12 protein-coding genes and 2 pseudogenes are annotated in these 20060 nt (G+C 68.2%); 7 read left to right on the top strand and 7 right to left on the bottom strand.

Annotation, left to right across the window (positions count from 1 at the left end):
• Together D7W81_RS27725 and D7W81_RS27720 are read left to right on the top strand one after the other, a co-directional pair.
• A pseudogene (locus tag D7W81_RS27725) lies at nt 1-259 on the top strand (polymerase); the annotation flags it as partial.
• Entirely contained in the window at nt 249-1403 is a 1155-nt protein-coding gene (locus D7W81_RS27720; protein WP_120558403.1) for a glycosyltransferase, read from the top strand. The pseudogene D7W81_RS27725 and the gene D7W81_RS27720, both read left to right, overlap by 11 nt.
• 543 nt (nt 1404-1946) lie before the next feature.
• Here D7W81_RS27720 and D7W81_RS27715 read toward each other — a convergent pair.
• From D7W81_RS27715 to D7W81_RS27705, 3 genes are all read right to left on the bottom strand, one after another.
• Entirely contained in the window at nt 1947-2909 is a 963-nt protein-coding gene (locus D7W81_RS27715; RefSeq protein WP_120558402.1) for an ornithine cyclodeaminase family protein, read from the bottom strand.
• 142 nt (nt 2910-3051) lie between these two features.
• A complete protein-coding gene (locus D7W81_RS27710; protein WP_120558401.1) occupies nt 3052-4449 on the bottom strand; it encodes a DUF1552 domain-containing protein in 1398 nt (465 codons plus the stop codon).
• 5 nt (nt 4450-4454) lie between these two features.
• The gene (locus D7W81_RS27705; RefSeq protein ID WP_120558400.1) at nt 4455-6800 is read right to left on the bottom strand and encodes a DUF1588 domain-containing protein; all 2346 of its coding nucleotides are present in this window, start codon (nt 6798-6800) and stop codon (nt 4455-4457) included.
• Between the two features lie 202 nt (nt 6801-7002).
• Here D7W81_RS27705 and D7W81_RS27700 point away from each other — a divergent pair, with 202 nt between their 5' ends.
• Together D7W81_RS27700 and D7W81_RS27695 are read left to right on the top strand one after the other, a co-directional pair.
• The gene (locus tag D7W81_RS27700; protein ID WP_120558399.1) at nt 7003-9915 is read left to right on the top strand and encodes a serine/threonine-protein kinase; all 2913 of its coding nucleotides are present in this window, start codon (nt 7003-7005) and stop codon (nt 9913-9915) included.
• Between the two features lie 93 nt (nt 9916-10008).
• Nucleotides 10009-13344: an nSTAND1 domain-containing NTPase gene (locus D7W81_RS27695; protein WP_147445643.1), complete on the top strand. Its 3336-nt coding sequence runs from the start codon at nt 10009-10011 to the stop codon at nt 13342-13344.
• A 29-nt stretch (nt 13345-13373) separates the two neighbouring features.
• Here D7W81_RS27695 and D7W81_RS27690 read toward each other — a convergent pair whose 3' ends face one another.
• The 3 genes from D7W81_RS27690 to D7W81_RS27680 are packed head-to-tail and all read right to left on the bottom strand — an operon-like array spanning nt 13374 to nt 16416.
• Complete coding sequence (locus tag D7W81_RS27690) at nt 13374-14198, bottom strand: DUF4347 domain-containing protein (protein ID WP_120558397.1); 825 nt, start codon at nt 14196-14198, stop codon at nt 13374-13376.
• 14 nt (nt 14199-14212) lie between these two features.
• On the bottom strand, nt 14213-14779 hold the full coding sequence (locus D7W81_RS27685) for a hypothetical protein (protein WP_147445642.1): 567 nt from the start codon (nt 14777-14779) through the stop codon (nt 14213-14215).
• Nucleotides 14780-14787: 8 nt separating this feature from the next.
• Nucleotides 14788-16416 carry a sigma-54-dependent Fis family transcriptional regulator gene (locus D7W81_RS27680; protein WP_244227473.1) on the bottom strand — a complete coding sequence of 543 codons (1629 nt, stop codon included), beginning with the start codon at nt 16414-16416 and terminating at the stop codon, nt 14788-14790.
• A 278-nt stretch (nt 16417-16694) separates the two neighbouring features.
• Between D7W81_RS27680 and D7W81_RS27675 the strand changes: the two genes are divergently transcribed.
• The 3 genes from D7W81_RS27675 (at nt 16695) to D7W81_RS27665 (ending at nt 19832) form a co-directional block, all read left to right on the top strand.
• Complete coding sequence (locus tag D7W81_RS27675) at nt 16695-17702, top strand: hypothetical protein (RefSeq protein WP_120558394.1); 1008 nt, start codon at nt 16695-16697, stop codon at nt 17700-17702.
• Nucleotides 17703-17721: 19 nt separating this feature from the next.
• Nucleotides 17722-19125: a hypothetical protein gene (locus D7W81_RS27670; protein ID WP_120558393.1), complete on the top strand. Its 1404-nt coding sequence runs from the start codon at nt 17722-17724 to the stop codon at nt 19123-19125.
• Between the two features lie 266 nt (nt 19126-19391).
• Nucleotides 19392-19832 carry a hypothetical protein gene (locus D7W81_RS27665; RefSeq protein ID WP_244227472.1) on the top strand — a complete coding sequence of 147 codons (441 nt, stop codon included), beginning with the start codon at nt 19392-19394 and terminating at the stop codon, nt 19830-19832.
• Here D7W81_RS27665 and D7W81_RS43060 read toward each other — a convergent pair.
• A pseudogene (locus D7W81_RS43060) lies at nt 19813-20060 on the bottom strand (hypothetical protein); the annotation flags it as partial. The gene D7W81_RS27665 and the pseudogene D7W81_RS43060 overlap by 20 nt on opposite strands.

The following is a 20060-nucleotide window of genomic DNA, read 5'->3' as shown; positions in this document are numbered from 1 at the left end:
GGGCGGGGCGGTGGCCGCGTCGGCGGACTCGGAAATGGGGTGGCTGGCCAGAGCGCTGTCGGCGGCGGTGGCGGGCTACCTCATCTGTGACTTGTTCTCGGGCTACATCCTGTCCGCGCACTGCTACGTGCTCTTCGGCCTGGCCGCGAGCGCGCACCGCATCGCGCAGGCACGGGAGCGGGCTCTGGCGGTGGGGAGGCAGCCGGTGCTGAACGACGCGCCGGTGGCCACGTGGGAGGGGTCTGGGCATGCGGCGTGAGGATGCGCGGATGGGGCAGGAGCCCCTCCGCCTGGTGCAGTTCACCCGGTCGTTCCACATTGGCGGCACCGAGGTCCAGGTGCTGGAGCTGCTGCGAGGCCTGCCCTCCAGCTACCAGTTGCAGGTGTCGGTGCTGGAGGGCGAAGGGCCGCTGATGGAGTCGGTCTGGAAGCTGGGCCACGCGCCGGAGGTGTTCTCCCTCAACGGGTCGCTCATCCAGCCCAACACGCTGTTCCAGATCCACCGGATGTCCCGCTGGCTCAAGGCCAACCGTGTGCAGCTGGTGCACGTGCACGACTTCTACTCCAGCATCATCGCCGTGCCGGCCGCGAAGCTCGCGGGCGCGAAGGTCATCGTGGGCCGCCTGGACCTGTCCCACTGGCAGGGCAAGGCCCGCCGCAAGCTGCATGCACAGATGACGCGCATGGCGGACCACGTCGTCGCCAACGCGGAGGCCATCCGCCAGCTGCTCATCCACGAGGAGGGGCTGCCCGAATCGCGCATCTCCGTCATCCACAACGGCCTGGACCTCCAGCGCTTCGACGCGCGCGCCGCGGAAGGGCTCAAGGACACCCTGCCGGACACCGGCGGCGTCCCCACGGTCATCCACGTGGCCAACATGAACCACCCCGTGAAGCGGCAGGAGGACCTGCTCCTCGCGCTTGCCATGCTGCGTCATGAGGGGACGAAGCTGAACGCGTGGTTCGTGGGAGACGGCCCGCGCCGCCCGGAGCTGGAGCAGATGGCTCGGGAGCTGGGGGTGGCGGACGGGGTGCACTTCCTGGGGCAAAGGAGCGACGTCCCGGCCCTCTACGGCCAGGCCACCTTCGGCGTGCTGTGCTCCACCGCGGAGGGCATGTCCAACGCGGTGATGGAGGGCATGGCGGCGGGGCTGCCCATGGTGGTGACTCGGGTGGGCGGCAATCCGGACCTCATCACGGACGGCGAGCGCGGCCTGGTGGTGGAGCCGGAGCGGCCCGCCCAACTGGCCCAGGCCTTCCGCCGGCTGCTGGCCAACCCCCAGGAGGCCCGGAAGATGGGCAAGGCCGCCCGGGGCTTCGTCGCCCGGGAGCTGTCCCTGGAGAAGCTGGTGCGCCGGCATGACGCGCTGTACCGCCAGGTGGCAGGACTGCCCCCAGGCTGAAACCGGCCCTCCAGGGCCGGGAAATGTCAGACCGATCCGGATAATCCACGCCCGTCCTCAAGCAATTGGGGGCGGGCGCGTTCGTAGGAAAGGGGAGGCGCTCTTTCCGCGAGGCCCTGGGTGTGCGCAGGTTATAAATGGGAATAGTACGATTTTCGTGGATGTTGGTGGGCGGGGTGTGGTAATGGCGCCTCGGGCGTTGCCGGAGAAGGCAGGCGTGCCCACCCTGGGGATGGCGGATCAGGCGGTGCGGAATCGCCTCGGATGCGCAGGGGTTTTTGAGAAGGACGGACGCCGAGCGCGGGGCCCGGAGACACGGGACGCGGGGCGGACGGCAGGAAACATGAAGGTGGCGTGAGGTTGAGCCTTCGGGCCGCTTCACATCCGCCGCGACTTTACGAGGCCCTGCCAGTCGGCACGCGGCCCGGGGCGCTCGCCGGTAAAACTCCAAGGTGCCGGCGAGCGCTCTCTTTTTTGTCTCAGGCCCGCCCTCGTGGGTTGTCCCCATGAGGACGATGCTCCGGGTGGGATACAGCCTGGGGCTTAAGCGTCCTCGACCAGGTCGAACTTCTGGCCGACACCCCTCGCCAGGGCGACGTCGTAGAGCGCGCGGGCCAGGGCCACGTCCTGCACGGCGAGGCCGGTGGAATCGAAGACGGTGACCTCGGTGCCGGTGCGGCCCGGCTTGCGGCCGGCGACGACCTCTCCCAGGGTGCCAGCGAGCTGCTCGGCCTTGAGGAGTCCGTCGTGCAGCGGGACGTTCACCTCGCCGGAGTGAAGGGCCTGCTCCGCGTCGTCGATGAAGACGCGCCCTTCGGTGAGCAGGCGCGGATCCAGCTCCTGCTTGCCCGGGGCGTCCGCGCCCATGGCGTTGATGTGGGCGCCGGCCTGGACCCACTCCCGGCGGACCACCGGGGCGCGCGCGGGCGTGGCGGAGCAGACGATGTCCGCGCCAGAAGCCTCCTGGAGGCTCACCACGCGGCCGCCCTTCTCCTTCTGCAGGGCCTCCGCGGCCTGGGGAGACACGTCCGCCAGGAGCAGCTCCAACTCCCCGAAGAGGGCGCGGTGCGCGTCGATGAGGACGCGCGCCTGCACGCCGCAGCCCACGAGCCCCAGCGTGCGGGGCTGCTTCCGGGCCAGGTACTTGGACGCGATGCCGCCCGCGCAGCCGGTGCGCCACGCGGTGAGCAGCGTGCCGTCCAGGATGGCCAGTGGGGACGCGGTGTCGGGGTCGCTGAGCACGTAGACGGCGCGCACCGTGGGCAGGCCGTGCTTGCGCGGGTTGTGGGGATGGGCGTTCACCCACTTCACGCCGGCCGCGCCGTCGAGGAACGCGGGCATGGCGCGGAAGTCACCTTCGTACTTCGGCAGGGACAGGTACACCTTGGGGGGCATGAGCGCGTCGCCACGGCCATGGGCCAGGAAGGCACGCTCGACGGCTTCCAGACCGAGCTCGACGGTGTAGAGACCGCGCAGATCCTTGGCACTGAGGAGGAGGGTGGGCATGGGCGCGGCTATACCCAAGAACGCAATGCCTCCCAAGGCCTGTCACGCCCCCACTGCCCGCCAGCGACACTTCGCCCGGCGGGCAGGCATGTCTGTGATTGGCGGCGCGCTCAGCGCATCTTCAGCAGCCCGCACTCGCGGCTCAGCCGTACAGCTCGCTCAGCGGTCCCGGCGCGATGCGCGTGCTGCCCTCCTGCCCGAAGGTGTTGAAGTCCGGGTCTCCGAACGCGTGGCCGAGCGTGTTGAAGAGGTTGGAGACCTGCCGGTTCCGGGCCGCGTCGAACTTCGGGTACACCACCGTGCGCCCGTCGGTCTTCAGGCCCAGCGCGTTGCCGCCCACCACGAGCTTCGGCCACTCACGCGAGGTGGAGTGGTGCTGCTCGCCATTGTCGGACATGAAGACGATCGCCGTGTGGTCCAGCATCGAGCCGTTCGCTCCGACCTCGGGCGTGGCGGCCAGCGTCCTCGCCAGCTTCGCCACCAGCTGCACGTGGCGGCGGGTGACCTCGGCGACGCGATCCCAGTTCTGCCCCGCATCCAGGCCGTGCTGCAGGTTGTGTCGCGCGATGTCGCTCACGTCCGGACCGTAGGCCACGTCGAACCCCGAGGTGCCCGTCGCCAGCACGACCGTGTTCGTCAGCCCGCCCAGGAGGGACGCCGTGGCGATCTGGAACTGCGCCTCAAACCACTTCAGCGAGTCGGGCGGTGAGCCTGCTCCGGTGAGGAGCGGGTTGTCCTTCGGCGCCACCGGGAGGTAGGGCCGCACGCGGTCCGCCATGCCGGTGAGCTGGTCCTCCCGCGTGCGCAGCGACTCGAGCGAGGCGACGTAGCGCTCCAGTTTCAGCCGCTCGTTGGAGTTGCCGCTGAACTCCGCCAGCGCCTTGCGCGAGTCGGCCAGCGCGAAGTCGAAGAGCATCTTGCGATCGCGCCCATTCGTCGAACCGCCGAGCAGCGAGCCGAAGGTGCTGTCGAACGCGAGCGACGGGTTGACGATGATGCCCGCGGGCTTGCGGGGTCCGAGCGCGCAGGTCTCGTACACGATGGACACGCGCGCGGAGCTGGTGCCCAGGCGCAGCACGTCGAACGGTGCACCCCGGCGCAGGCGAGGTGCGATCACCGCGTCGAAGGTCGCGCCCGCGCCGTTCACCGCGCAGCTCAGCCCGCCCGTCCCGCTGGAGTGCCCGCCGCCCGCGATGAGGTTCGAGAGCCCCAGCAGCACGGCGGAGCGGTTCACCAGGTCGATGTTGCCGGAAGACGCCGCCAGCGGCCCGAGGCTGATGGCGCTGGCGAGGTTGTCGCCCTCACGCACCAGCGGCGTGTCCTTGTACGCGTCCCAGAAGAGGCGGTCGGAGGTGTTGGCGCGGCCCCCCAGCGCCGCGCGGGTGCCGGTGCTCAGGAGCGCGCGGGGGTAGACGCCATTGCACTCGAGGACCAGCACCAGGCGCGCCGGCCGCGCTGACGACTGGGCGTAGACGTCGCGGAAATAGGGCGCGAAGAGGCCGGCGGCCATGCCCTTCAGGACGGTTCGTCGCGAGAACATGGCGGTCACTTTCCAGCCTGCGGCACACGCCGCGTCTTCCAGGTGTCGCTGGTCATCAGCGTGGTCAGCATCTTGGAGAACGAGCCCTTGTTCTGATCATAGGCCTGCTCCATCTGCGTCAGCGTGCAGGCGTCGCTCAGGTTCTCCGGGCGACCCATGAAGTAGCGGAAGGTCTGTCGCACGAAGCAGCGTTTCACGTGCCTCGAGGCCGCCAGGCGCTCGCTGAACTCCACCGCGTCGCGCACCGCGCCTTCCAGCGCGGGGTCCGGCATCGACGTGAGCGTCGAGCTTCCGTCCGGCGTGGTCCAGCCTCCGCTGGGCGAGTGATCCCGCGCGCGCAGGAAGCCCGCGTGATTGTAGATCTCGAAGGGCAGGCCGAGCGGCTCCATCAGCCGGTGACAGCCCTGACACTGCGAGCCAGCGGTCGCCTCCTGCAGGCGGCGGCGCGCGTTCTTGTCGGCGGCGTGAGCGCCAACCTGGGCCGCCACCTGCACGCTGCTGAGCGGCGGGACGAAGCCGCACAGGAGATTCTCGCGCACCCACTTGCCGCGGTGGACGATGGACGGATCGTCCTCGAAGTTGCCGCCGTGCGCGGCCAGCCACACCGGGTGGGTCAGCACGCCCGCGCGCTCCGCGGCAGGCAGCGTCTTCCAGCGGCCCGCGACGGTCGCCGGGAGGATCTCGCTGACGTTGTAGGGGTGCGAGAGGCCCTTGTGCGAGTCGTACGCCGCGTTCTGCATGGAGGGCACGTAGAAGGTGCGCGTGGTGAGCAGGTTCGCCAGCACGTCCTGATCCTCGACGACCACCCGCGCGATCAGATCGTCGAACTGCTGGATGAAGGTCGGCTCCAGCGGATGGAAGTTCGTCAGCAGGTTCTCGTACGAGACCGCGCTGATATAGCCGAGCCCCTCGAGTTCGAAGCGCGAGGTCGCCGCCGGGGACTCCTTGAACACCGCGGACACGTGCCCGTAGCCGAGCCACTCGCGGAAGAAGCCCGCGACGCCGTCACCCAGCCAGTACTGCCCGCGCTTGGAGCGCTGCTCCTCGTTGTAGTCCTGCACCAGATCGAAGCGCGGTGTCCCGTTCTGGTTGGCGTCGACGCCGCCCAGGTGCTTCTTGATCAGGGCGGTGGCCGTCGCATCCTGCGTGAGTGAGCCATCCTTCGCGGCAAGGGCCACGTCCGCCAGATGCCCCTCGAGGGGCGCGGAGTAGTACGGCCACACGAAGCTCGGCGTGGCCGAGGGCGCGCGCCCTGCCAGCGCGTAGGCCAGCTGCGAGCCCAGCTCGAGGCTGGTCAGTCCCACGCGACCGTCGGCCGGCTCGCCGCCCATCTCGCGGCGGAACATGGCGCCGGTCATCATCCACGCGGCGTTGGAGATCCGCGTGATGGAGTCCGCGCGGTTCTGCGGGGAGTTGCCCGGTTCCTGCGCGATGACCGCGGTCGCGAAGGCGGTGAGGCGGGTGAGCTCATCCTCGGTGGGCGGGCGGAAGAAGACGCCGAACTCGAGCATCTGGCCCAGGTGGAAGCGCTTGCAGGTGTCGCTCGGGTTCGCGTCGTTGAACATGCAGCTGAAGCGGTTGTTGGTGAAGACCCGCTCCATCCGGTTGCCGTCCGGGTAGTTCATCGTCCACGGCGAGGCGGCCGCGCCGACCACCGGCAGGAAGAGCTCCACCGTGGCCTCGTCCAGCGTCTCGTCCGTGGCCCAGGAGCTGTACTGCTCGATGGCGCTGGGATCGAGCGGGTTGTCGTAGAAGCTGAACCCGGTCCAGCTGCGCTCGACCGAGCCACCGACGTTGCGGGTGAACTCGCGCCGGTTCATGCGGCGGATGCGCGTCGGCGCATCCGAGCGCACGCCTTCGGTGCAGCTGAAGAGCGCGGACTGATCGAGCAGGTTGGGCTCGGCCACCGCGGTCACGGGCGGGTCGTTCGTGCCACTGCAGAGGGGCATCCCCTCCTTGAGCCAGGTCTCCAGCGCGGCGATCTCGGCGGCGCTCGTGCGCTCATGCGGGGCCGGCGGCATCGGTGACGCGCCGTCGCGCATGCGGATGAGCGCGCGTTGGGCGTTGCTGAGCTTCCCATCCATCGCCGAGCTCACCCGCATGTCGTGCAGGGCGCGCAGCGGCATCGTCGCCCCCTGGGTCGGCATCGCGCCGTGACAGCTGGCGCAGCGATTGGTGAGCATCGACTGCACCACGCACGCGGCGCCCAGGTTCTCCCCGGGCCCGCCGTCATCCCCCGGGTTGTTGGGGCCTCCGTCGTTGGTGGGGCCTCCGGGGTTGGTGCTTGGCTCGATGTAGCCCTTGCACGCAACGAGGCTCAAAAGTCCGGCCAACAGGAGGACGCGGTTCATCCCGCCAGTCTGGCACGGACGGCAGGTGGACTAGCAAGCGAGCTCTGCAAAACAGGCTTGGACGGGATCGGCTCCCATCCTGATCAGGCGGTCGCGGGGCTCGGCCGTCTTGAGGACAGGCGGGCAGGGGCTGTTGGAAATCCGGTCCAAGTCGGCGGGTGGGGATAAGGGGAATAACCGGGAGGCGGGTAGGCTGGAGGGGATGAAGACCTCCCAGCCCTCTCAAGACACCGGTTTCCAGGCGCCGAACACGGGCCACCCAACGGGTGACTCCAGCGGGCCGGTGCGTCCACTCCATGCGACGCGCGTGGGCCGCTACGTGCTCCTGGCGCGGCTGGGACGCGGCGGCATGGGCGAGGTCTTCGAGGCGTTCGACCCGGAGCTGCGCCGCACCGTCGCCATCAAGCTGCTGCACGAGCGCCGCCTGCCGGACGAGGAGGAGGACGCCCGCGCGCTGCGGCTGGTGCGCGAGGCCCAGGCCATGGCGCGCCTGTCCCATCCAAACGTGCTCACGGTGCACGACGTGGGCACGCACGACGGCCGGGTGTTCATCGCCATGGCGCGGGTGGAGGGCGGCACGCTGCGGCAGTGGCTGCGCGAGGGGCCGCACCCCCAGCGCCAGGTGCTGGCGGTGTGCCGGGCGATGGGGCAGGGGCTGGCGGCGGCGCACGCGGCGGGGCTGGTGCACCGCGACTTCAAGCCGGACAACGTGCTGCTGGGCCGCGAGGGCGGCGTCTGGGTGACGGACTTCGGTATCGCGTCCGACGCGGGCGTGGGCGCGGAAGCAGCGGCAGGGGTGCCGGCGACGGCGCTCCTGGAGGGGCCGCTCGACACGCGGCTCACGGCGACAGGCGCGCTGGTGGGGACGCCCGCGTACATGGCGCCAGAGCAGTACGCGGGCCGGGGCCCGGACGCGAGAGCGGATCAGTTCAGTTATTGCGTGTCCGTCTACGAGGCGCTCACCGGCCAGCGCCCCTTCGAGGAGGGCACGCTGCGGCGCATGGCGGTGACGCTGCTGGACTCGCAGCGTGCGCCACAGGGCGCGGTGGTGCCCCGGGTGGAGCTGGAGCCGCCCGCGCATCCGGCCGTCCCGGGCTGGGTGCACCGTGTGCTCGCGCAGGGCCTGTCCGTCACGCCCGAGCAGCGCTTCGCGTCCATGGAGGCGCTGCTGGCGGCGCTGGAGCATGACCCGGAGGCCGGGCGGAAGAAGCTGGCGGGCCGTTCGATCGCGGTCGTGGCCGGGTTGTTCCTGGGCGTGGGCGTGGCATGGGTGAAGCCCACGCCGTGCAGCGGCGCGCCCGCGCTGTTCGCCCGGGCGTGGGGCCCCGCGCAGAAGGCGGCGGTGGCGGAGGCCTTCGAGAAGAGCGGCGCGAAGGACGCGGATGGCGCCTTCGACCGGGTGGAGCGCGCGCTGGATGCGTACGCGGGGCAGTGGAGCCAGATGCACCGCCAGGCCTGCGAGGCCACGCGCGTGACGGGGGAACAGCCGGAGGCGCACCTGGCGCTGCGCATGGCGTGCCTGGACCGGCGCCTGCGGGCGGTGGACGCGCTGGGCACGGAGCTGGCGCACGCGGACGTGGCGCTGGTGCAGCGCAGCGCGGAGGCGGTGGATGCGCTGCGCGGCGTGTCCGGCTGCTCGAACGTGGAGGCGCTCTCCTCTGCAGTGCCCCCGCCGGAGGACCAGGCGGCGCGCGCTCGCGTGGAGGCGGTGCGGCAGGACGTGGCGCATGCGCAGGCGCTGCTCGATACGGGCCGCTACGCGCAGGCGGTGCCCGTGGCCCAGGCGGCGGTGGACGCGGCGCACACGACGCACTACCGGCCCGTGGAGGCGGAGGCCCTTCACGTCCTGGGCTGGGCCCACCACCGCATGAGCCGGTCTCGCGAGGCGAGGTCCACGTGGCACGAGGCCATGGCCGCCGCCACGGCGGGACGGCATGACGAGGTGGCGCTCCAGGTGGCCACGGAGCTGGTGCTCGGCCTGAGCAATCAGCCCGAGTGGTTCCCCGAAGCCCACCTGTGGATCGCCCAGGCGCACGCGCTCATTGAACGGCTGGGCTCCGCGCCGGACCTGGAGGGACGGCTCGCCAACCACGAGGGCATCCTCGCGATGAACGAGGACGCGCTCGACGCGGCGGTAGCGCACTACACGCGCGCCCTGGCGTTGCGTGAGCGCACGCTGGGGCCCACGCACGTGGACACCGGGAAGGTCTACAACAACCTGGGCATGGTGATGCTGCGCCAGGGCAAGAAGGCGGAGGCCACGGCGCTGTACCAGAAGGCGCTCGCCATCTACGAGGAGCGGCTGGGGCCGGTGCATCCGCTGCTCGCGGGCACGCTCACCAACCTGGGCTTCGCGGAGCAGGAGGCGGGGAACCTGCCCAAGGCGCTGGAGTGGCTTCAGCGCGCGTACACGCTGCGGCAGCAGACGCTGGGGCCGCTCAATTCACAGACGTTGATGCTGCTCCATGACATCGGGCTGGTGCAGGAGTCGTTGGGCGAGCCGGACCGGGCGCTCGCGCTGCACAAGCAGGCGCTGGAGGGCATGCGTCAGGGGTTCGGCGCGGAGAGCCGCGAGGCCATTGATTCATTGAAGGCGCTGGCGGGCGCGGAGGAGCGGCTGGAGCGGGACGCGGACGCGCTCGCGCACTTCCAGGAAGGGCTGGCGCTCCAGCGCAAGGTGTTGCCGCCGGAGGAGTTCGCGGTGGACACGCTGGAGGAGGACGTGGGGCGCCTGATGGTGGCGCAGGGCCGGCCGAAGGAAGCGGTGCCGCTGTTGCGCGCGGCGCTGGATTCCAAGTCGCGCGCGCTGGGCGCGGAGCACGCTCGCACCATCCACAGCCGCACGGCGCTGGGGCTCGCGTACTTCCTGCTGGGGCAGGGGGAGAATGCGCGCGAACTGCTGGAGACGTCCGAGCGCGTGCTGGCGCCGCTGGGCTGGAACCCGGTGGACGCGGCGATGACGCACTTCGCGCTCGCGCAGGCGCTCTGGAGCCAGCCGGCGGAACACACGCGGGCGCTCACGCTGGCGAAGCAGGCCGAGGACGGCTTCACCCAGGGCGGATCCATGACCCGGCGCGAGCTGGCGCAGGTGAAGCAATGGATTGCCAGCCGGTAGTGTGATGCCTGGTACAGGGCTGAATGCTGGCGGTTGCGGTCCTGCCCAACGAAAGGCTCGACGCTACCGGTCCGCGTGGCGGACAATGGGAGCATGGCGCGTGGACCCGCTGTTTCCTTCCCTGCTCATGGGGAGGGGGGCCTCGAAGCGGACAGTCAGGTGGATGGTTTTCGCATCCTGAAACCGCTCGGTGAGGGGGCCATGGGGCAGGTCTTCCTCGCCCAGGACCTCGCGCTCGGGCGGCGGGTGGCGCTGAAGTTCCTCCGGGTAGAGCTGCTCGGCCAGGACGACGCGGAGCGGCTCCTGGAAGAGGCGCGGACGACAGCACGCTTCAACCATCCGCATATCGTGACCGTGCACAGTGTGGGCAGGCACCGCGGTCGGCCCTACCTCGCGCTCGAGTATGTCGACGGGGAGACCCTGAGGCAGCGACTCACCCAGGAGCGGTACAGTCCCAGCGAGGCGCTTCGCATCTGCCGCGCCATCGCCGAGGCAACGGCCGAGGCCCACCGCCATGGCATCATCCATGCGGACCTCAAGCCCGAGAACGTTCTCCTGCCAAGGGATGGACGGGTCCGGGTGGTGGACTTCGGACTGGCACGCCACGCGGGCGCCGAGCAGGGGGCTGCTTCGGGCACGCCGGCGTACATGGCGCCCGAGCGCTGGCGAGGAGCTCCACCCACGCCCGCCATCGACGTGTGGTCACTGGGCATCATTGCTTGCGAGCTGCTCGAGGGGCGCAGGCCTCTGGCGGATGATGAGCTCGCGCACTTCGCCTTCAGCCCTCGCCCCTTGGACCTCTCAGCGCATGTCCTGGAACTGCCCGTCGGCCTGATGCTGCGGGCATGTCTATCCATGGACCCCGGGAAACGACCGTCCGCGCAGGACCTCGCGCAAGCGCTCGGCGAGGCGCTCGGCTCAGGTCCCGGCCCCGCGGAAAATCGGACCCCCTTCCGGGGGCTGCGCCCATTCACGGAGGCTGACGCCGAGGACTTCTTTGGCCGAGAGCTGGAGCTGGACGCTTTCATCGAGCGCTTGCGCCACGAGGAGCTCGTTCCGCTGGTAGGCCCCTCTGGCATTGGAAAAAGCTCCTTCCTCCATGCGGGCGTGATTGCCCGCCTACGACGGATGGGCCACTGGTCGGTCCTTCACGTGCGTCCGGGTCCCAGGCCGCTGGGAAGACTGGCGGCCATGCTGGTCGCGGGGCTCTCTGGCGAGCCCCCCGCGGATGTCCTCGCGGAGGTGCTCGCCCAGCGCCCCGGCGAGGTGGTCCGACTGCTGCGGCGTCAGTGTGAGACGGCGGGGACGCAGGTCCTGCTTGCATTCGATGCCTTCGAGGAACTCTTCACGCTGGCTTCGGCGACGGAGGCACTCCAGGTCGCCACATGCCTGGCCGCGGTTGCCGCCGCGGATGGGCGATGGCGCGTCGTCGTTGTGCTTCGGGATGACTACCTCGGTGCCTTCTGCGCGCTGGAACCCCTGCGGCCCCATCTGGGGGCGGCCTTCATGCTCGCGCGGCTGGCCTCCGCGGCACTCCAGGAAGCCATCAGCGGACCGTTGCGGCGGGTGGGGTACTCCACCGATGACCCCTCGCTCGTGCCGCGATTGGTCGCCGATGTCCAGGGGCAGGCGGCGGGGCTGCCGTTGCTCCAGTTCGCATGCATGGCCTTGTGGGAGCGGCGGGACACGCAGCAGAGATTGCTGCGCGCCTCCGTCTACGAGGCCATGGGAGGAGTGGGAGGCGCGCTCGCCACGCATGCGCAGGAGCTACTCCGTCAATTGCCGGCGGACGAATTCCACAGGGCGAGGTCCCTGCTCCTGCGACTGGTGACCGCCGCTGGCACGCGGCGGCCGCGCCCGCAGGTGGAGCTGTTGGAGGGGCTCGGAGCGGAAGGGGTTCGCGTCCTGGAACGACTCCTCTCCAACAGGCTTGTCACCGTCACGCGGGACCCACAGACGGATGAGCCCTTCGTGGAGCTGGCTCACGAGTCGCTCGTGGCGGCCTGGCCGGACCTGACGCGCTGGCTCGAGGAGACGCATGAAGGGCGGGTGCTCGCGCAGCAGCTGGAGCAGGCCGCCCAGCTCTGGGAGCAGCGTGGGCGCCCGGACGACGAGACCTGGACGGACGAGGCGTTGAGCCAGGCGCTCTGGCGGGTCGCGGAATGGGACGTCCAGCTCCCGACGCGCTCGCGTGAGTTCCTGGAAGCGGGTCGCCAGCGTGCGCGCAGGATGACACTCCGGCGCAGGTGGCTGCTGAGCGGCTATGTCGCCGCACTCGCCTTGATCGCGCTGGTCTCCCTGCTCGCCGCGTGGGCCTTTCGGGAGAAGCAGCTCGAGGCGATCCGCCGGCAGGACGACATCCGGATGGCCTCCGCGAACATGGGCGATTTCGAGCTGGTACTGGAGCCCCATGACTTTGATCCGCTGACGCAGAAGTGGAAGCCCGCCCAGGGGGTGACGCTGGACTGGACGCTCCGGCCCGCGGATGGCGCCTTGATGCCGGAGGAAGCGAGGCCCTATCCGGAACGGGAGCTGCTGCGGAGCCACCGATGGCGGGCCCCGGATGGGAGCCTGCACGAGCGTGTCGAGGCCCCGTCACGACTGTCCTGGCTCATCGTGGACCGGGGTGACTGCCCGCCTTCCATCGCGCGCATTCAGCAGCTCCCTGGCTACCATGACAGGCAGAGCGGGCAGCCTCTGGAGCTCCGCGTTCCCATCCCCACATGCGGAGCCTCGCGCGTGGACTCGATTCCCATTCCCGCCGGGCCTTACTGGAGGCCCGAACTGGAGGACTCGCCAGAGCCCGAGCAGGTCGTTGAGGTCGCGGAGTTCTCCATCGATCGGACCGAGGTCACCAATGGCCAGTTCTGGCTCTTCGAGACGCAGGTCCTTCGCCGGACGCAGGAGAGCCGGGAACCCCCACCGAAGATGCCATTCTTCGATCCGATGCGGGAGCCCGCCATGCCGGTCACAGGGGTGGACGCTTCGGATGCGGAAGCCTTCTGCCGGTACATGGGCAAGCAGCTCCCCACGGAGGACGAGTGGCGCAAGGCCTTTCGAGGTGGGCTCGCGCTCGGTCCCGGAGGAACGAGCGCGAACCCGGCGCCTCGAAGGAGAACCGTCTGGCTGGAGGCCCCGCGGAGCCCGCCCGCGAACCTCGGAGGAGATGACCCGTATCCGGCAGCCGCGCCCGTGGGTTCATTTCCAGCGGACCGGAGCCCGTACGGCGTGCTCGACATGGCGGGGAACGTCGGTGAATGGACCCAGACCACTGCCTCTCGCGGAGAGAACGAGGGGCTGCGCATCTCCACCGGCGGCCGCTGGGATTCTCCGGTGCAGGCCAGGCACCACGAGGTTTCCTGGAGCACCCACCTCCCCGCCAGACGCTTCGACTTCGCGCTCGGCATTCGCTGTGTCGAGCGCCGCTGACGCCCGCTCCGGCGATTTCAGGCGGGCACTCAGCGCAGGGAGGGCAGCAGCTTCTCCATGCTTGGAGCGGGCTCAAGCTTGCTCCAGCGCAGCATGAGCGGAGGCCCCTCTCGCTGATCCCTGACAAGCACCAGCCGCCGGTCGGAAGCTACGGAGACGGTACTCCCCTGGACGCGCAGGCTGAACGCAGCCGCGAAGAAGGGTTCACCACGGCCAATCAATTGATAGCCTGGCAACCGCTGCTCCCAGGGGTGAGGCAACTGCCGCATGAATTTCGCAAACGCATCACGGCTCAAAGCCTCTGTCGGTTGGTCCTGGTGCGATGAGTACAGATAGGCCGAGGCAAACTCCTCACTGAGTCCGTATGGACCGAAGTCCGTGGAAAGCAACTCCACCGTTGTGCCGAGGACCTCCCGTTCCAGCGCCCTCGAAAGGTTCTTCAGCATCCGCAGTCCGCTCTCTCCTACAGCCGTCTCGCAGCCGAGCAGCCGGACCCGGGCCTTGTCAGCAAGATGTGGCTTCACCCGTTTCATGACGTCAATGACTTCGGGAGGCTCGACATGGCTCAGGAGGAAGGGGCCATCCCCAAGCTCGAAGTCCTCGGATGAACCATGGCCCACCAGGTCGAGCAGGTCGATCGGGCGTCCCACGTTCAGGGCGAGATTCGGAAGGTTTTTCCACTTCTGACAGCGCTCTATCTTTGCATGCGACACGGGCCTCCTCCGCTTTGGGTGCTCATCCTGTGTCTCATCCCCGGTATGGAAGGCATTGCCGGTCAGGAGGGCATCGTCGATGTCCTCGAAGAGGGTCTGGAAGTCATGCGTATAGGAGATAACGGTGAGATGCGTCAGCATGGCCGTGTGCTCCGCTAGCGCAGGGAGTTCATGATGTGATTGAGAGCCTCGAGCAGCGGCATGTCCTCCAGCGCTTCATCCTCACTCAAGGCACGCAGCAAGTCCTTGGTCCTCGCTGACTTGGGCCACTTCTCCCCTGATTCCCGCAGCGAGGTGACATCGAACGCATTGCTGAGTTCGCTGTTCGCGTTGGCCTCCCAATCAGCCGTGAGCATGAGGAACCCGTAGGGGTGGGCTTCTGTCGCGAGCTGCGCGGTCGAAGGCAGGTCCGGCCAGCAGATTTTGTGCTGCTGGGTCAACTCCACCCTGAAGCGCTTCGCATTGTCAGGGTTGTTGGGGTCCTTCAGGTCCTCCCTGCGAGCGAGTTGGAAGTAGAGATACCGAAGGCCGTCTGGAGTCGTCTCCTCGCCAATCCGCTTGACGATGTAGGGATAGAACCTGGGGGCGATGGTGTTCCGGTGCCACCACTTCTTCAGCTCATGCGCGGACGCCTTGGGCTGGGTGTCGGCGTCAGCGAATTCGTCGGTCGATACGGCTTTTTCAAAGTCTGACATCATTTCTCCTCTGGGTGTTGCGTCCATGAACCGCGTCACTTCTTGTCATCCCGCTTCAGCTCGAAAGCCTTGAGGAGGTTGTAGACATGGGCGCGGGTGAGATCGAGCCGGAGGGCCGCCTCGCTCACGTTCCAATCCACCTCCTTGAGCACACGGCGGATGAGCTCACACTGGAATTGCCGGGTCGCTTCGTGGAAGGAGGCGGGGCGCTCAGGGGGAGCCTGCAGTGATTCGGAGAGATGCCGCGGTTCAATCCAGGTAGCGGCCTCGTGGCATGCGCGAATGAGCGCCGCCTCCAGCCGGTGGCGGAGCTGCCGCACGTTGCCGGGCCAATCCATGATCTCGCATGCCACATGGAACGCGGGGGAGGCCCGGAGCTGGGGCAGCCCATGCTCGGAGGCCAGCCGGAGCAGCAACTCGTCCACCAGGACTCCCAGGTCCTCCCGCCGCTCGGTGAGGCCGGGCATGCGGATCGTGATGACGTTGAGCCGGTAGAGCAGATCTTCCCGGAAGCGCTTGTCCGCCACGAGCTGCGGGAGGTCCGCGTTGGTGGCGGCGATGATTCGCACATTGGCCTTCGCCACGCGCGGACTTGCCAGGGCGTAGTACTGCTTGGACTGCAACAACTGAAGCAGCTTGCCCTGGGCCGTAAGCGGAATCTCGGCGATCTCATCCAGGAACAGTGTGCCTCCCTCCGCCGCTTCCACCTTGCCGGGCGTCCGGCGGGCGCCTGGGAAGGCGCCGGGCATCATGCCGAACAGCTCACTCTCGAAGAGTCCCTCGGGAATGGCCGCGCAGTTGAGCTCCACGAAGGGGCCGTTCCTGCGCTTGCTGTTGTCATGGAGGGCGTGGGCGATCTGCGTCTTCCCCGTGCCAGAGGGACCGGTGATCAGCACGGTGACGTCAAGCGGCGCCGCGAGCTCCACCTGCTGCAAGACATGGGCGAGCGCTCGGCTCCGGCCCACGACGGCCTCCAGCCTCAGCCGCTCCCGGAAAGGACGGGTTGCGTCCTCGGCGTCTGGCGGCCTGTGAGCCCCCGCCCTCTGCGCGGCGGTTCCGATGAACCGTGCGACGTGCTCCGCGATTCGGATGACCTCGGCTGAGAATGGAGGCGCCCCACGCTTGCCCTCGAGGTAGAGCACTCCGGGCACGCCCCCCAACAGCGGCACGCAGAGCACGGCCTCCAGCCGCTGCTTCTTGACGCTGGGCGCGCCGGCGAAGCGCTCATCCAGCAGTGCGAATGCCGTATGGACTGTCGTTCCGGAGGCGATGGCCGCCGTGACGATACCCCGTGAGGTGGTGGCGCGAATCTGCTCCTCGTCACTCATTGAGCAGCCATGCGACAGGGACCAGCGACGGTCCCCCGCGGAGGAGTCCCTGTACAACTCCAGATAGGCCCGCTGGGCCTGGCTCAAAGCCACCAGGGTCTCCAAGACATTCCGCATGGGCTCGGTCGGCTCAGGGGAGTCCAGGATGCGGAGCATGCCGAGGTAGAGGTCCCGCTCCCGCGCGGTCACGTCTTCAGTCGCCGTCATGACGGTGACTGTAATGCCCTGCTTGGGGCGGGCAATTCGCTGGACCTGGGCTCGGCTCATTCGCCACGGAGCAGAAGCACTTTGCGCGCCACCCGCTGTCACGAGGTCACGTCCCTCGTGGTTGTCCACCCGGGTGGACAGTTCACGGCGCTCGATTCAAGGCGATTGGACACAGCTTCGATGGAGGGCCAGGGCCGCACCTCCCGACAATGGATGTCCACTGCTGGACGACCCAGGCACGAGGCTTGCTCAGCCTGTGAGCGCCTTCAGCCCGCGGTTCGGAGGGGGCGAGCGAACCACGGACAGCGGGTGCCAACACCACGGAGCCGCGCCTCAGTAGGAGGATGCATGTCAGCAGAACATTGGAATAGAGGGTGCCCGGCTGATCCGCTGGAGGAGCCCCTCTCGTGAGCGCGTCCACCAGCAGACTGGTCCGGGACGCGCTGAGCGCGGTGCAGTCGGGACGAATCTCTGTCGCGGAACTCCTGCGAGTGAGCCTCCGCGCGAATCCAGGGGCAAAGCACTGGCTGGAAGACGCGCTGGTGCGCACGCAATCCCAAGACAGGCGCATTCCCTGGGTCAAGCGTCACCTCCATCTGTCCGAGCCGGCGCGAGTGAAAGTGCTCGCGACCGCGCGCCGGAAGTTCCTTCGTCGGAAGGAGGTCGTGGGGGTGTCTTGGGGGGTGAAGTACACGGGTGGCCTGCCGCGCGAAGCGGACTCCCTCATCGTCTGGGTGCGCCAGAAGAAACCACCGCGCGAAGTCCGCTCCCTCATTGAGGGGCCATTGCACGTCCAGGTCGGAAGCAGGCGACACACGGTGGCGCTGGACGTGCAACAGCTGCCTCAAGGCAGCAAGCAGTGGGCGACATCCATCCTCCCGGCCCATTTCACGAAGGTGAGGGTGGGAGGGACGGTGGGAACGCTCAGCGCGGCGTTCGACACTGGCGACATCTACCTGTCCGGCCACGTGGCCCAGGCCGAGGGGCTGCCGGTGACCGTCCTGCTTCCAGGAGGGCGGGTCGTTCCCGCTGGCTTCGTGCGCAGGTGCCGGAATGACGAGGAGATTGATGGGGCGCGGGCGGGACCGCTGCCCGCCAATGACATCGCGCGCGCAACGCGACCGCCTGTCCAGGTGCGCGTCCTGAAGTCCTCTGAGCACAACATCGGCGTACGGGTCATCACCCTGGATGGCGAGCGGATCTCGTGGATCAACGCGATCGACGTCCCCGCCGACTTCGGCCTTGAAGGGACGATGCGCTCACTCATCCGCCTTGCCGGCAAGGTGACGTCGGATGGCGACAGCGGCGCCTGCGTCCTGGACGACGCGGGGCGTCTGCTTGGCTTTGTCGTCGGCTCTTCCAAAAACCACACCATGGTCATTCGCGCAGAGAGGGTCTTCCATGCATTGGAGTAGAATCGTAGCGGCAGTGTGTATGTTCATCTGCTTCAGGCCCGCCTGGGCCCAGGAAAAGGCATATACCTACGAGGTCAAGGAAGTGGGAGGTTCGCCAACCTGTACCCAGCTACAGCAAGGGGATGCGACGAAGGGGGGAGCGCTCCGCATCGAAGTCACCCTTCCACCGGGTTCCACGCTTGAGAGCGCCTCCTTGATAAAGGATAAGACATCTTCCGTGGTCGCCTTCCCCCCGCAGGGTATGACCCAGCCGGTTGGAGGTGGGACGCTGGCGGTGCTCACCCTTGAGCGTCAGAGGTTCGGAGACCTCACTCCCGCCTTCCTCCAGCTTCAGGTGAATACCGCGGGCGCGGTGAGCCCTCCCTTCAACTGCAAGACCGCGGCAGGGGACCCGGTTGCGTTCTTCGATAAAGAAGGCCCTGCCACCCCCACTTCGGCGTCGGCTCCATTGGATGGGCGTGCACTCCAATATTGGCTTGCGCAAGGCCCTACGCTCAAGACCACGCTGCTCGGGCAACTGAAGGCACTGGATGGTCGGGAGCGCCTTCTGCTCGTCCACCTGCCATCGGGTGCAGTGGCCGCTCCCATGGAGAACTCGGTCGCGGAGGGGCAGTGGATCCAGGTCGCATTCCTCCTCCCCAGCACTGAAACGCTCATTCCCAAGGTCACCTCGAAGAACTGCGAGGCCGTCAACACGTTCCGCAGGAAGGAAGAGGCGGCGCCCGACGAGGACGCCAAGCAGGGCAAACCGGACGAAAATCCCCAGGGCAGTCTCAAGTCGGATGAATTCAAGCTGGTTCCAGTTGAGCAGATGTTCCGGTGCGGCGCTGGCTCCCTGTCCTATGAGATTCATCCCCTTCCTGGCTACGTGGGTAAAGGCCAGGACAATGGGACAGCTGTCGCCACGGGAACGCAGTCCTCCCCCCAGGTCGATGTGTTCAAGACGCGCGTGCGACCGCGCTATCACCTCGCCGCCACGGCCATGCTGGGGTTTGACACGGCCACGAGCCACCGCTTCGAGACAGACCCGTCCGACATCCTCCAGGAGGTGAAGGACCGGGAGGGCCTCTCGGTCTATGTCGGTGCGGTCTGGATGATCGGCGGAGTGGACTACGAAGCCATGGAGACACAGAACTACTTCCTGAATCTCTTCGCGGCAGTGAAGCCCACCTCGCCCACGGAAGATGCAGTGGTAGGCCTGGCGCTGACACCTACCGGGTCGCTCTCCCTCGCGCTAGGCCTCAGCCTGCACAAGAATACGCGTCTGACGAATGGGTATGCGGTGGGAGACAGCTTCACTGGCGATGGGGACATCCCCACGGAGAAGACGTGGAAGGGTGTACGGCCGGGGCTGTTCCTTGGGCTCGCGATTGATAGCAATATTCTTGATGCCCTCACCAAGAGATTCCAACCGGCGAAATAGCTGGCCAGGGTCCTGTTCCGAGAGGGGCAGGACCACACGCCCCGACAACCGCCGGGTGCTGCACTGCGTTGACGTCACGCAGTGCGCCGGGTGAAGCGATAGGACATTCGCCTGGCAATGCTGCACTTTCACTGGAAGGCATCGCGTTCCAGTGATTTCTTCAGACAGGGTTTGGAGTGGTCTGGGGTTGGCGGATTGGCCTAACATACCTCCTTGTCGGAAGGCCGGGTGCCATTCCGGTGCCCCGCCGGACCAAGGAGTCGTCCATGAAGCCTGGAATGTCTTTGCTGCGCGCGGTGGCCGGGGTGTGCACGGGTCTGGCATTGACGGCGTGCGGCGGGGCCCTGACGCCCGAGGAGGCCGCGGCCGAGGAGACGGCGGCGCTGGCGACGTCGGAGGCGGCCCTGGCATCGTGTGGTACCTGGTCCAGCTGGACGAACACCGGCGCGACTTCCTGTGAGCCCAGGTCCACCTGCGGTTCGGAATGGCGTTGTGAGCCGAACCTGAAGGGCGGGGATGCGCAGTCCCTCACGGGCGGTCCCGAGGGCCTCATCCCGGTGTGCCCTCCCGGCGAGTCCGCGGTCCGGTACGACAAGAACGGCAGGTTCAACCAGCAGTCCAGCTACCGCGTGTGCTTCGACGCGGCCGGCAACTACACGCACACGGAATATCAATACCAGTCCGTGTTCAGCGCTTGCGGCTGCTGACCAGGCCGCGGATCAGCTCCATCACCCGCTTGTTCCACGGGGCCTGCGAGGACGTGGGTTCCTTCGGAGGCTGAAGCGGTTTCGAGGACCGGAACCGCTTCGCGGGCGGAGCGGCATCCGGAATTGGGACCTGCTCCTTCGCCGGAGCAGGCTCCGGAGGGCGCCGAAGCCCCAGCGCCTGGGTCGGCGCCTCCGAGCGGAGCGGGGGCGCGGGCTGCAGGGGCAGGG

The sequence above is a fragment of the Corallococcus aberystwythensis genome, assembly GCF_003612165.1.
GTDB lineage: Bacteria > Myxococcota > Myxococcia > Myxococcales > Myxococcaceae > Corallococcus > Corallococcus aberystwythensis.
Note: the sequence above shows the minus strand (reverse complement) of the source record. Positions and strands in the feature narration are given on the sequence as shown.

Coding starts and splice junctions, on each gene's coding strand:
- D7W81_RS27670 (WP_120558393.1), top strand. CDS start 17,722: ATGTTCATCTGCTTCAGGCCCGCCTGGGCCCAGGAAAAGGCATATACC.
- D7W81_RS27710 (WP_120558401.1), bottom strand. CDS start 4,449: ATGTTCTCGCGACGAACCGTCCTGAAGGGCATGGCCGCCGGCCTCTTC.
- D7W81_RS27700 (WP_120558399.1), top strand. CDS start 7,003: ATGAAGACCTCCCAGCCCTCTCAAGACACCGGTTTCCAGGCGCCGAAC.
- D7W81_RS27665 (WP_244227472.1), top strand. CDS start 19,392: ATGAAGCCTGGAATGTCTTTGCTGCGCGCGGTGGCCGGGGTGTGCACG.
- D7W81_RS27715 (WP_120558402.1), bottom strand. CDS start 2,909: ATGCCCACCCTCCTCCTCAGTGCCAAGGATCTGCGCGGTCTCTACACC.
- D7W81_RS27695 (WP_147445643.1), top strand. CDS start 10,009: ATGGCGCGTGGACCCGCTGTTTCCTTCCCTGCTCATGGGGAGGGGGGC.
- D7W81_RS27685 (WP_147445642.1), bottom strand. CDS start 14,779: ATGGACGCAACACCCAGAGGAGAAATGATGTCAGACTTTGAAAAAGCC.
- D7W81_RS27720 (WP_120558403.1), top strand. CDS start 249: ATGCGGCGTGAGGATGCGCGGATGGGGCAGGAGCCCCTCCGCCTGGTG.
- D7W81_RS27690 (WP_120558397.1), bottom strand. CDS start 14,198: ATGCTGACGCATCTCACCGTTATCTCCTATACGCATGACTTCCAGACC.
- D7W81_RS27705 (WP_120558400.1), bottom strand. CDS start 6,800: ATGAACCGCGTCCTCCTGTTGGCCGGACTTTTGAGCCTCGTTGCGTGC.